A 12,313-nucleotide genomic window follows, 5' to 3' on the forward strand; every position below is an offset into this window, starting at 1 on the left:
ACGCGACGGCGGGGACTCGCCCGGGCTCTCCTGCGACTCTGACTCCACGAACACAAGGATCTCCGATCACCCCTCCGTAGCCAACCCGCACCCGCGAGGGTGTCTCACACGAGTCTGACAGGGAGGGTCGCGGGTGCGCCGGCGCACCGCCCCTGGAGCCGCCGGCGGGCTTGCCACCTACGCCTATGCCAGGTTGTCCCATCGATCGGTCAGAGCTCGTAACCTGCCGCTGCGGCAATAGGGCTACCCGAACGGGCTAGCACATCTGGGCTATCCCTTCACGATCCGAGGATTTCGTCCGTACTGTGAGGTATCCGCAAGGTGATCTTTATCGTTCTGCTGTTTCCTCTCGCGCTCATGGCAATGACGGTGGTCATGGACGCAGTCGAGGACTGGCTGAGCTCACGTCTGGTGCCGACGGGGCGGCCGGGGCTCGCGGAGGCAGCGAGGGCGAGGCGCGCAGTCACCGGTGCCGTGTGGACAGCGGGCGAGATGGCGCCGTCGACACCGGCACCGCTGCCGCCATCAGGGCCAGCCCTGGCGCCGCTGCTACCAGCGGCAGTACCGCCGCCACCGCTCGCGCCTAAAACGCCACCTGCGGATGGGCAACAATCGATACCCGCGCAGTACCAGCCCGCGGCGGTACGGGCCGCGGGCTGGAGCTGAAACGGTGGTCCGGAACGTCCACGCTGATGCTCGGGACGGCGATCGCGGTGGCGTTCGCGCGTGACCGGGCCCAAGCCATACCTGGCGGTCGGCTGACCAGTCCGCGTAGCCGGACCGTCACGACACTGGAGCCCGCTACGGCGACCCGGTGGCTCCATCAGGGGCCTGGCGGATCTTGGCGTAGTGGCGGGCGGCTCGGGCCCGGTTGCCGCAGCCAGCCGAGCAGTACTCTCGCCGCGGCGCGCCGTGGACGAAATAGAGGACACAGCCAGGCCGGTGGCAGGCCCGCACCTCGGCGCCGGAGGGTCCGCCGAACAGGCGCACTGCGTCGTCGGCCAGCGCGGTGAGCGCGAGCGTGACGGGTCGGTCCGCGCAGCTCACCACCACCCGGGGTTCGGGGTCGACGCGCAGCTCGCGCCACCACGGTGTTCGCCGGGCGAGCTTGTTCAGGGCGGCAACCGCGTCGGGATCCGCCTCGCGGCCGTTCGCCGCCGCACCGGCCAGCGCTCGGACCGTGTCTCGTAGCTCGCGTGCCATCCGCAGGTCATCCTCGCCGACAGCACGCAGGTCGTCCTCGGTGAGCGCGACCGTGAGCCGCGGACGCATCGCGCGCATCCAGTCGACCAGTTCCAGCACCGTCCGCAGGGCGTCGCGGGGACGGCCCCGCATGGCGTAGATGGTGTTGCCCAGCTCGATGGCCGGCGGTTCACCGAGCATCGGGGCGCCGTCGTACTCAGGAGGGGCCTGCTCCATCAATCTAACGCTACCTCCGGGTTGACACCGTTAGAAGGCTCGGGCATCTTTCTAACGGGATGGGTGCAGTCGGGCCGTTAGAACGGCTGATTCGCGAGTCGGAACCAGATCCACAAATCGGAGGTACACATGGGCAATCCTGGGCCGCAGACCGGCCACGTCGGTCTGAACGTGACCGATCTGACCCGCTCGACCGCCTTCTACCAGCGGGTCCTCGGCCTCGAGGAGCTGGGCGGGCAGACCAACGGCGACCGGAAGTTCGCGTTCCTCGGCCGGGATGGCACGCTCCTGCTCACCCTGTGGCAGCAGAGCGAGGGGGCGTTCCCCACAGGGCTGCCCGGGCTGCACCATCTGTCGTTCCAGGTCGCCGACCTCGAGGCGGTCCGCCAAACGGAGGTGGTGCTGCGCGAGATCGGCGTCGAGCCGCTCTACGACGGCGTCGTCGCGCACGGCGAGGGCGCGTCGTCCGGGGGTGTGTTCTTCACCGATCCGGACGGCATCCGGCTGGAGATCTTCGCCCCAACCGGCGCCGAAGCCGCACCCGTGCCAACCCAGGGCGCCCCGACCTGCGGCTTCTTCTAGCAGCCGGGATCCCGACGCGGCCTGTGGTGGCTCTGGGCGTCCCGCCCGGGCCACCACGGCGGCCATCCCGAACCCCCGCGACGCCGGGAGCCGACACGAGCTGGACCGCCTGCGCGGGCCAGGCGACGAGCCAACCCGACCTGACGGAAGGAACCAGTCATGCTCCACGCGGGCGAACGTTCGGTACAGGCGCGCGCGAGCCTGCCCCCTGGCCCGCGCGGATCGGCCGTCGTCGGCGCCACCATCCCACCAGTGGCCGCGGAGTTCCTCGGGCAGCAACGGATCCTCCTGCTCGGAGCCGCCGACGAGGCCGGCGCGGTCTGGGCCAGCCTGCTGACCGGCACGGCCGGCTTCGTCGCCGCGGCGGACGAGGAGACCATCGTCGTCGATGCCCTGCCCGGTGCCGGGGATCCCCTCGAAGGCGCCTTCGCCGCGCGGCGGGACGTCGGCCTGCTCGCCCTCGACCCAGCCAGCCGCCGACGGATGCGGGCCAACGGGAAGGCCCGCTGTGACGGCGGCCGGATGGTGGTCAACACCGACCAGGTCTACTCGAACTGTCCGAAGTACATCCAGCCACGCCACCTCGCGCGGGACGACGCCGAGGCGGCGCGCGGGCCCATCGTGGTGACCACCGGGCTCACCGCCAGCCAGCGGCGCTGGATCGCCGAAGCCGACACCTTCTTCGTCGCGACCCAGGCCGCCGGCCTCGGGGCGGACACGTCGCACCGGGGCGGGAAGCCGGGCTTTGTCGCGGTCACCGGCCATGGTCGGCTGACCTGGCCTGAGTACCGCGGCAACTCGATGTACATGACGCTGGGCAACATCGAGCTCGACCCGCGCTGCGGTCTGCTCTTCCTCGACTGGGAGCACGGCCACACCCTGCAGCTCACCGGTCGCGCCCGGGTCGACTGGAATCCCGACCGGGCCGCGACGGTGCCCGGCGCGCAGCGCGTCGTCGACTTCGAGGTGCAGCGGGTCGTCCAGGTCTCGGCGGCCATCCCGCAACGCTGGTTCATCGCACGATTCCCCCGCGACCCGCGAGAACGAGCTCACCGGACAGAGTGACCGGTGCTGGGGTAGTGATTCGAGTCCCCTTGGTGATGTTGACGCCGCGCTGGGTGCGCCCTCGAGTCGGCCAGAGATCTCGACGCGCGTCGACGCCTTGACTACCGGTCCTTGTCGGCGGGGCCAAGATCGGGGCGGTCATACTGGGTCGATGCTCGCGATCCTGGCCGGCAAGCTGGATCCCGCCGCCGGGACAGTGTCAGACCGCTCTGAGGACGCGCTGACCGACGCGGTGTTCGGCGCGATTCGCCACCTGCCCTATCGGCGGGTGCTCGGGGCGATGCTCGCCGCCGTCGGCGTGCCGGTCGATCCGGAGACGTTGGACCGCGCGCGGGTTGAGTTGTGGCCGAGTTACCAGGTTCCCCAGCTGCCGGGGATGCGGGTCGAGCCGGACGTGGTGGTGACCGCCGGGACGACGGTGGTCGTGTTCGAGGCGAAGTACACCTCCCCGTTCTCGGTCTACCCCGCAGACGGGCCGGCCGGCGGTGAACCGCTGCACCAGCTCGCCGCCCAGTACGCCGCACTGCGCACGGTCACCGCGGCTCGCGGTTGGCCGGACCCGGTGGTCGTGGCCGTGACCGTCGGAGCGATCCGGCCCAAGGCAGACCTGGAGTTGGCCGAACGGTCCGTCCGTCAGCTGGTACCGGACGTCGGTGCGGGGCGGTTCCGCTGGCTGCCCTGGCACCGGATCGCCACCTGCCTCGACACCGCCGACGGGCTGGCTCCCCACGAACGGTGCCTGGCCGACGACGCCCTGAGGTTCATGGAAAGTCGGGAGGTACGCGAGGTGTTCCACCGCCTGGATCTGGCCGCCTTTGAGCAGGTGGCGGCGGCACAGCGGACCGCGATCGGACAGCTCTATCCTCAGCTGCGGCTGTTCTTCGACAGCTTCACCGCCGCGTTGCAGGCGGAAAGGGTCGACTACTCGACCCCGGCTTGGAAGGGCATGCAGTTCGCCGGGGCCAGCACCTCGGTCAGTCGACCAGCCGAATGGGCACGGGCCGCGGTCGGGGTCGCCTACTGGCCCGGCTACTGGCCGAAGCGGCCGGGGACCTCGTCGAAGACGCCGTCGATTCTGGCGTTCTTCGACTTCTACGACCCCGCGTTCGAGGTCAGCCTGACCGTCCCCTCGCCGAACGTGGCAGTGGCGATGGAGCGCTGGCAGCCGCACGCCGCCGCACTCGCCCATGAGCTGGCGACGCTCCACGGCTACGACGTCGTCGTCGACAACCCCGACCCCACCGGCCTCCGCGTCCAGGTCGCGGCTGGCGACATCCACCCTGCCTGGCTCATCGACGCCTTCGGCCGGCTCACCGGCAGCAGCCGTCTACGCCTCCGGCGCCGGACGGAGCTGGACTCCCTCACCGTGCAGACAGCCCGAGACCTGTTCCTCGATCTGTGCGCAGCAGCTGGGAGATGCCCCTCGCTGTGGGCCATGACCACCGCCAGCGGCCAGACCGAACGCCCCTTCCCGACCGGCTGAGGCGCCAACGAGCGAGCGGGCGACCACCTGACGGTGCCGCCGCACCCGTATGAGGGTGGCCCGTCGGATCTGGTGTAAACGCCGAGGCAGCGCCCGGCCTGACAGAACCGTCCTGACAACGAATCCGGGCCGCCCCGTGGGGCGCGGGCCGCGTCCGTTTGTGCACTGTGGGCGACCGGCCCAGATTTGACGCTGCTGCTTCGGAGCCCGGTCCAGTCGCCGGGCTGACTGCGGCCGTTCGGCCCGGATGGTCAGCTGCCTCAACGAAGGGCGGCTCCCGGAGGCGCCGCGACGTCAGGGTTCGAGCCCCTGTCGGTCCACCACGATGAGTAACAATGCCCTGACCTGGGCAAATAGGTAGGACCTACTAGATTCGACGCTTGATCGAATGGAAGATGTCCAGGTCGGGGTGTTGATCGTTTGGTTCGACCCCTCGAACATACCGGTGGATCTCGACTACGAAGTGTAGTGATGGTGGGTCCGGCTGGTCGACGAGTTCGGACCTAGGGGCTGAGACGTGCGGCGGTCGACGTCCTGCTGGAGGCTACTCGCGGTCAGTGCGCATATCCTGGCGGTGCCAGGCGTGGTCGTCGACGATGCCCCCGTGAACGGGGAGCAGGGCCTCGACAGGCTTGGAAAGTGCCTGGCCGACCACTTTGATGTTGAAAACTGTACGTTCCAGGTCGAACCAGCCCAGCACCGCGATCACGAACCCGTCCTACACCGCTAACGGACTACTGGGCGGTGGCCTGCTGTCCACCGTGTCCGTCACCAGCTGGCCCGAGGAGCGCGCGAACGCGGTCGCGTCCGTGCTGGTCGCTGTGATGATCCTGCCGCCCTGACCGCCACCAGCGTGCTCGGATCCGCCTGTATAACCTGGTCTCCTGTCCGGCGTCATCCTCGTCGCCCTGGTGCGAGCAGGTTGCTGCTACCCGGGTAGCCCAGCGGGTCCAACGGTCTCAGCTGGATGTCTTCGCGGTGTCTCGGTGGGGTCGGGGGATGGGTGCTGTCGTGGTGGGTGGGATGTCGACTTGTGCGGTGAACCTGCGTAGTCGCAGGCTGTTGGCGACGACGAACACCGAGCTGAACGCCATGGATGCGCCGGCGATCATCGGGTTGAGCAGGCCTGCCGCTGCCAGGGGCAGCGCGGCGAAGTTGTAGGCGAACGCCCAGAACAGGTTGCCCCTGATGGTTGCCAGGGTGCGGCGGGAGAGCCGGATCGCGTCGACGGCGGCCCGCAGGTCGCCGCGGACGAGGGTGAGATCGCTGGCCTCGATGGCGACGTCGGTGCCGGTGCCCATGGCGAGGCCGAGGTCGGCCTGGGCGAGGGCGGGGGCGTCGTTGACGCCGTCGCCGACCATCGCGACGACCTTGCCCTCGGCCTGCAGGCGCCTGATCACGTCGACCTTGTCGGCTGGCAGCACCTCCGCGATGAGGGTGCCCGGGCTGGTTTCGATGCCTACTTCTGTCGCGACCGTGCGTGCGACGGCCGTGTTGTCGCCGGTGAGCAGCACGGGGGTGAGCCCCAGCCGGCGGAGCTGGGCAACGGCCTGTGCCGAGGTGGGTTTCACGACGTCCGCGATGACGAGGACGGCGCGGGCCTTCCCGTCCCAGGCGACGCCGACGGCGGTGCGGCCGGCCGCCTCGGCGGTGGTCCTGGCCGTGGCGAGGTCGGGCGGCAGCGGCTGGCTCCACTTCTCCAGGAGGGCCGCCCGCCCGATGAGGACGGCGTGCCCGTCGACGACCCCCTGGACGCCGAGTCCTTCGAGGTTGCTGAACTGCTCGACGTCGGGCAGGTCGCCGACCCGCTCGCGGGCGCCGCGGGCGACCGCGGCGGCGATCGGGTGTTCGGACGCGTTCTCCAGCGCTCCGGCGAGCCGCAGCATCTCGGTCTCGTCGACGCCGGTGGCGACGTGGATCTCGACCAGGTTCATGCGTCCCGTGGTGACGGTGCCGGTCTTGTCGAGCACGATCGTGTCGACGCGCCGGGTGGATTCGAGTACTTCGGGGCCCTTGATGAGGATGCCGAGCTGCGCTCCCCGGCCCGTTCCGACCAGCAGTGCCGTCGGGGTGGCCAGCCCGAGGGCACACGGGCAGGCGATGATCAGCACGGCGACCGCGGCGGTGAACGCGGCGGCCGGGCCGGCGCCCGCGCCGAGCCAGAAGGCCAGGGTGGCCGCGGCCAGGGCGATGACGACCGGCACGAACACACCGGAGATCCGGTCGGCGAGCCGCTGCGCGGCGGCCTTGCCGTTCTGGGCGTCCTCGACGAGCTTCGCCATCTGGGCCAGCTGGGTGTCGGCGCCGACCCGGGTGGCGCGCACGACCAGCCGCCCGCCGGCGTTCACCGTCGAGCCGGTCACCGCGTCGCCCGGGGCGACCTCCACGGGGACGGACTCGCCGGTCAACATCGAGGCGTCGACGGCCGAGGAGCCTTCTTCGACCGTGCCGTCGGTGGCGATTCGCTCGCCGGGCCGGACGACGAACCGCTCGCCGGCGGCCAGCTGCCCGATCGGGACCCGGACCTCCGTGCCGTCCCGCAGGACCGCCACGTCCTTGGCGCCGAGTTCGAGCAGCGCGCGCAGCGCAGCGCCGGCCTGCCGCTTGGCCCGTACCTCGAAGTACCGGCCGGCGAGGATGAAGGTGGTGACTCCGGCCGCGACTTCCAGGTAGATGTTGCCGCTGCCGTCGCCGCGGGCGATCGTCAGCTCGAACGGGTGCGTCATCCCCGGCGTCCCGGCTGTGCCGAACTGCAACGCGTACAACGACCAGCCGAACGCCGCACCGACGCCGATCGAGATCAGCGTGTCCATCGTCGCGGCGCCATGTCGCAGGTTCGTCCAGGCGGCGCGGTGGAAGGGCCAGGCGGCCCAGGTCACGACGGGGCTCGCCAGGACGAGCGAGAACCACTGCCAGTTCGTGAACTGCAGCGCTGGGACCATCGCCATCACGATGACCGGAACCGCGAGCACGATGCTGGTGATCAGGCGGTGGCGCAGCGGCCGGGTCGGATCGGGTTCGGTGCCGGCCACACCTACGGCCGGTTCCAGGCCCGCGGCCGGAGGCCGGGGCAGTTCGGCGGTGTAGCCGGCTGCCTCCACCTGGGCGACCAGCACGGCCGGGTCGACGCCCTCGGGGGCGCTCACCCGGGCTTTCTCGGTGGCGTAGTTGACGGTGGCGGTGACGCCGTCGAGCTTGTTCAGCTTGCGTTCGATCCGGTTGGCGCAGGACGCGCAGGTCATCCCGCCGATCGCGAGCTCGATCTCGGTGACCGGGGCGTCGGTGGCGTGCGCCGTGGTGGTGGTGGCGGTCGTGGTTGTGGTGCTCATGCCGGCCGATGTCTCCTCTCGCGATCAGTGCCCGTGGCTGTCGTCGGCGTGCCCCGCCGTGGGCGATGTCGTGGGCGATGTCGTGGCGGCGTCCGGCACGGCCGGTCCGGTGGGCACCGTGAACTCCGCTGTGCGGACGACTCCGTCGTGTCGGAAGTCGAGGAACAGCCGGTAGCTGCCTTGGGTGGGTACGTCGGCCACGAACGGGATGTCCGGGCCGGCTGACGTGTCCTCGCCGTCGGGATGTACGTGCAGGTAGGCCAGATCGCCCTCACGCAGCGCCACCAGGTGCCCGTAGGCGCCGAGGTAGGGCTCCAGGTCCGTCACCGGCTGCCCGTCCTTGTGAACCGTCAGGGTGAGCGGCGACGCCTGCCCGCCGACCAGGTCGCCGGCGAGAGTCACCTCGTAGCCGTCCACCGAAGCGCTGCGTGTCGGCGGGTGGGTGATCGGCTCGAACCGGCCCGGTGCGGTCAGGTCGACGCCCAGGGTGGTGGCCGTGGCGCCGGTGGGGGTGAAGTCCGCGAATGCCCGGTAGGAACCGGCCGTGCGCACCAGTAGGGGAACGGACCAGGTCCCGTCGGGTGCCATCGTCGGATGGAGGTGCTGGAACGCACTGCCGTCGCGGCGCACCACGATCAGGTGCATCCGCTTGTCGTGCTCGACGTCGAAGGCGGTGACGGCGTCCCCGTCAGGCCCGGTGATCCGGAACGTGAAGTCGTCCGTGTCATCCAGTGTCAAGGTCGACGCGGTGGGTGTGAAGGTGTAGCCGCTCAGGCTCGACGCCAACCCGCCCGGCAGGTCCGAGGCGTTGTCCGAGGCGTCATCGGGGGCGGTGCCGCCGTGGCCGTCCCCGTGGCCGGTGCTGCCGGTGTCGGAGCTGTGCTCCGGGCTGGTGGTGGCCGCGTCCAGCGGACCGACCGCCGCGCCGACGCCGTAGGCACCACCGATGACCAGGGCGAGCGCTGTGCCGAAGGCGGACAGTTTCGCGATCGTGTTCATTCGCACTCCCTTCTCGCGGGGCCTGGCCGTGGCCGCGACCCGCAGGGCGCCGGCCTCAGCCGACGAGCTGGTAGCCGGCCTCCTCGACCGCGGTGCGCACCTTGGTCGGATCGAGCTGCCGGTCGCTGGTCACGGTGACCGCGCCGGAGCCCAGGTCCACGGCCACGTCGGTGACGCCGGCGATCTCGCCGAGTTCTTCGGTGACCGAGGCGACACAGTGGGCGCAGGTCATGCCCGTGACGGTGTAGGTGGTCGTGGTCATCGGGAGGTCCTCTCTCGGAGTCTGGTAATGCGCCGGTACTCGACGGGCCGCGCGTACTGGCGGCGGCCAACTCGACGTACCGAACATACCCCCGGGGGGTATCCATGGGAAGGGGTGCGCCCTTCGCTGCCACTGGCAGAAGGAACGCGCGGTCGACTCGCCGTCCCACGTCCATCGCCCCGCCCCGGTCGACCGAGCGTGCCGTCCTACGTCACCCGCCAGCGCGGAAGCGCGGGAAGCCAGACTCAGTCGTCGTGAGGTGCGGTGCCGGGGCGATGGGCGTGGCTCGACGTGGGCGCAGGCCGCTCCGGTTCGCCGGTCTCTCCCACCGTCGGTGGTGTGGGGGGCGTCCCGCCTTCGCCGCCGCCTGGGGTTGGGGTCGCTGGATGCTCCCCGTTCTGACCGTGGGAGTGCGGGACGGACTCGTCCGTGGTCTCGTGGCCGTGGCTGTGCGAACCGGCGAGTTCTACCGCGGGCAGCGCGAGGCCGGCAACACCGGCGCCAGCGGCACCGATCACGACGGCCGCGCTGAGCGAGGAGCGGAACCCGCGCGCGTGCCGGGACCACAGGCACCACAGCGCGAGGACGCAGACCGCTGCCTCGAACGCGACCGTGGTGAGGTCGACTCTGTCGATCTGTTCGGGCATGCCGGAGTGGGGGCCGACAGGTAGCCCGGAGGTCCGGCTGACTGCCCACAACAGGATCGACCCGGCGTTGACCAGCAGGCCCGCTGCCATCGTCCGCCCGCCGGCCCCCCGCATCACAGCGAGCGCCCAGCCCGCCTGGAAGACCGCCGTCGCGAAGAAGAACATCCCTGACAGCTGCCAGTCACCGAAGTGGCTCGGCGCGACAGCGAGATGGGTGGCGGCGGCGCCGAGCGAGGCGAACGCCGCCATGATCCTGCCTGCCCCGATGTCGGTCATGATCCGAGGCTCGGTTCGCCTCCGACCTGTCGTGCGTGACGCGCCCGCAGTATCGACCGGGCCCGGGGACGAGTCGGTGTACGACGCCGAAGACGGATAGGGGCCCTCGATCTGCTCGTGCTCATGCCGGTCGCCCGGACGAAGCCGCTCCGAGGCCGCGCCCGGCCGCGGGGACGACCGCCTGGCCGGGGTCGCGTTGCGTGCCGCGTGGCGTCCCGTCTGGCGGATGACGAGCGGTGCGGTTGGTGGACTGTCCACGGTTCGCCTCACGTGGTCGGGCGCGCCGGCGCGGTAGTCGTATGGGCCAGTGGTAGGCGCCGTGTCGATGGGCCACTCCGTGGCGGAATGCCCGCGGTGTCGTCCACCCGGAGCTTCGTCCTCCGCGGCGTGCCGCCAGCTCGCGTGTCCGCTGCCCGGATCCGTCACAACAGCGGCGAGGCCCGGTAGCCGAGTTCTTCGATCACCTTGACCACGTCCTGCGGGCTGTTCTGGCTGAGGTCGAGTTCGACCGTGGTGCGCGCCTGCTTGAGGGCGGTCTGGGTGGCGCGCACGCCTGGCAGGTCCTCCAGCGCGTCGTCGATGAGCAGCGAGCAGCTGCCGCAGTGCATTCCTTCGACGCGGAACGTGTGTGTGGCGACGGACACTGTAGTACTCCGTTCTCCTTGTTCGATTGAAGCGGACGCGGTCAGACGACGGTGATGAGGCCGGTGTACATGCCCATGCCGCACGCATAGCGCAGCTGGCCGGGCTCCAGGACGCCCAGGTCGATCGTCGTGTCGCCCTCGACCGGCAGGACCTCCTCGACGTCGCGGTCAGGGATGACGAACGACCGGATGCAGCCCTGCACGTTGTCCGAGTGCACGACCAGCGTGGTGGGCACACCGGCCTGCACCTGGACGTTGCCTGGGCTGTAGGCATCGGCGCGAGCGGTGATTTCCACGGTCTGGCGGCCCTCGGCGGTCGAGGCGGCGGACGTATCGGCCGTCGGCGGCTGGGAGAGACCGAGGGTCTCGGCGAGCCGGTTGGCGGCCAGGGGCGAGCCGGCGAGCTGCAGGCCGCCGTTGAGGGTGTAGAGCCCCATCGCCAGCACGACCAGTCCAGTGACCACGGCCAGTCGGCCACGCCACGCGGTCGCGGCCTTGCGGGCGGCGTAGCCGAGGACGGCGAACAGCGGGCCGGTGCCAAGGACGAACACACCCATCGTGGCCGCGCCCGCCAGCGCAGACCCGGACGCGAGTGCCAGCGCCTCCACCGACAGCGTCACGCCGCACGGGATGAGCACGGTGGCCAGACCGAGCAGCGCCGGTGCCAACGCGGCCTGGGAACGGGCACGCCTGCGGACGACCCTCGTCCACGACGCGGGCGGTTCAACGACGACGCGGCGGAATCCGGGTACGCCCAGCTGGGCGAGACCGAACAGCATGATCAGTAGGCCGGCGCCGGTCTGTAGCCAGGTGCGCGCGTCGACCGAGAGTTCCACCGCGCTGCCGGCCGCTCCCAGCAGCGCCCCGAGCAGGACGTGGGAGACCAACTTGCCGGCCAGGAACCCACCGACCGGCACGAGGTCGTCGCCGAGCTGCGCGCGCCAGTCCGGTTCCTTCCCTGCTTGCGGCGACCGCCTCCCTGGACCAGACCGCGCCCGTTGGCCACGGGCCGAGTGGCGGCCTCGGACGGGTGCGCCACCGGGCAGCCGCGCTGATCCCGCCGCCGCAGCACGCTGCCGGGTGATCAGACCGGTCAGCAGTCCGCCCTGTACCGCGGCACAGGACACCCCGCCCGCAAACAAGCCGGTCACGAGAACAGTTGCGAGATTCACCGAACCTCCGCGACGGCGGACGAGGGTACCGAAGGACTCCCGGTCGAGCACCAGCTGGGCGTCTCGCGAGAAGGCGCTGGCAGCGACGCCCGACATCGCGGGCTCCTTCTCGTACGGCGGCGCCTACCGGCTGCCGTGTCCGGCTTCCCTCTCCGGGGCCTCGCCAGTCGTGGCGCCCGGAGGAAGGACGGAACCCTTTTCCTGCCCGACGTGCATGTCGAAGGGAGCGCCGAGACCGGGGCAGGATCGGCACGCGGTCCGGCGTGAGTGGCCGAAGGCTACGCTAAACCACTACCGCACGTAGTAGACAAACGGGTCAACAGTGACCGGCCGAAGTGGTCCTTCCAGCTGCCGAGAGAGCGACGGTGGCAGCGGCTGGCGCCCTCGATCCTTGGTAGTTCCTGCCCCAGGCATCTAGGCCTTTGTCGCGGGGGG

11 protein-coding genes are annotated in these 12,313 nt (G+C 70.7%); 3 read left to right on the forward strand and 8 right to left on the reverse strand.

Annotated elements, in window-relative coordinates:
- Nucleotides 1–801: 801 nt before the first annotated feature.
- Nucleotides 802–1,419 carry a CGNR zinc finger domain-containing protein gene (locus FMEAI12_RS19270; protein WP_112107108.1) on the reverse strand — a complete coding sequence of 206 codons (618 nt, stop codon included), beginning with the start codon at nucleotides 1,417–1,419 and terminating at the stop codon, nucleotides 802–804.
- A gap of 129 nt (nucleotides 1,420–1,548) precedes the next feature.
- On the opposite strand from FMEAI12_RS19270, the gene FMEAI12_RS19275 reads away from it, so the two are divergent.
- The 3 genes from FMEAI12_RS19275 to FMEAI12_RS19285 all read left to right on the forward strand — a co-directional run bounded on the left by FMEAI12_RS19275 (nucleotide 1,549) and on the right by FMEAI12_RS19285 (nucleotide 4,549).
- Entirely contained in the window at nucleotides 1,549–2,001 is a 453-nt protein-coding gene (locus tag FMEAI12_RS19275) for a VOC family protein (protein ID WP_112107109.1), read from the forward strand.
- 159 nt (nucleotides 2,002–2,160) lie between these two features.
- Nucleotides 2,161–3,066: a pyridoxamine 5'-phosphate oxidase family protein gene (locus tag FMEAI12_RS19280; protein WP_112107110.1), complete on the forward strand. Its 906-nt coding sequence runs from the start codon at nucleotides 2,161–2,163 to the stop codon at nucleotides 3,064–3,066.
- A gap of 151 nt (nucleotides 3,067–3,217) precedes the next feature.
- A complete protein-coding gene (locus tag FMEAI12_RS19285; RefSeq protein WP_112107111.1) occupies nucleotides 3,218–4,549 on the forward strand; it encodes a hypothetical protein in 1,332 nt (443 codons plus the stop codon).
- A gap of 544 nt (nucleotides 4,550–5,093) precedes the next feature.
- Here the strand turns inward: FMEAI12_RS19285 and FMEAI12_RS36660 are convergent.
- The 7 genes from FMEAI12_RS36660 to FMEAI12_RS19320 form a co-directional block, all read right to left on the reverse strand.
- Nucleotides 5,094–5,258 carry a hypothetical protein gene (locus tag FMEAI12_RS36660; RefSeq protein WP_160144296.1) on the reverse strand — a complete coding sequence of 55 codons (165 nt, stop codon included), beginning with the start codon at nucleotides 5,256–5,258 and terminating at the stop codon, nucleotides 5,094–5,096.
- A 250-nt stretch (nucleotides 5,259–5,508) separates the two neighbouring features.
- A complete protein-coding gene (locus FMEAI12_RS19295; RefSeq protein WP_112107113.1) occupies nucleotides 5,509–7,878 on the reverse strand; it encodes a cation-translocating P-type ATPase in 2,370 nt (789 codons plus the stop codon).
- 24 nt (nucleotides 7,879–7,902) lie between these two features.
- Nucleotides 7,903–8,877 (reverse strand): hypothetical protein, encoded by a 975-nt coding sequence (locus FMEAI12_RS19300; protein WP_112107115.1) that lies wholly within the window; start codon nucleotides 8,875–8,877, stop codon nucleotides 7,903–7,905.
- A 55-nt stretch (nucleotides 8,878–8,932) separates the two neighbouring features.
- A complete protein-coding gene (locus tag FMEAI12_RS19305) occupies nucleotides 8,933–9,139 on the reverse strand; it encodes a heavy-metal-associated domain-containing protein (protein WP_071059598.1) in 207 nt (68 codons plus the stop codon).
- A gap of 245 nt (nucleotides 9,140–9,384) precedes the next feature.
- On the reverse strand, nucleotides 9,385–10,062 hold the full coding sequence (locus FMEAI12_RS19310) for a hypothetical protein (RefSeq protein ID WP_112107117.1): 678 nt from the start codon (nucleotides 10,060–10,062) through the stop codon (nucleotides 9,385–9,387).
- A 422-nt stretch (nucleotides 10,063–10,484) separates the two neighbouring features.
- Nucleotides 10,485–10,706 carry a heavy-metal-associated domain-containing protein gene (locus FMEAI12_RS19315; RefSeq protein ID WP_071059600.1) on the reverse strand — a complete coding sequence of 74 codons (222 nt, stop codon included), beginning with the start codon at nucleotides 10,704–10,706 and terminating at the stop codon, nucleotides 10,485–10,487.
- A 41-nt stretch (nucleotides 10,707–10,747) separates the two neighbouring features.
- Complete coding sequence (locus FMEAI12_RS19320; RefSeq protein ID WP_112107149.1) at nucleotides 10,748–11,857, reverse strand: sulfite exporter TauE/SafE family protein; 1,110 nt, start codon at nucleotides 11,855–11,857, stop codon at nucleotides 10,748–10,750.
- Nucleotides 11,858–12,313 lie beyond the last annotated feature (456 nt).

This window comes from Parafrankia sp. Ea1.12 (assembly GCF_900465275.1).
GTDB classification, from domain to species: domain Bacteria; phylum Actinomycetota; class Actinomycetes; order Frankiales; family Frankiaceae; genus Parafrankia; species Parafrankia soli.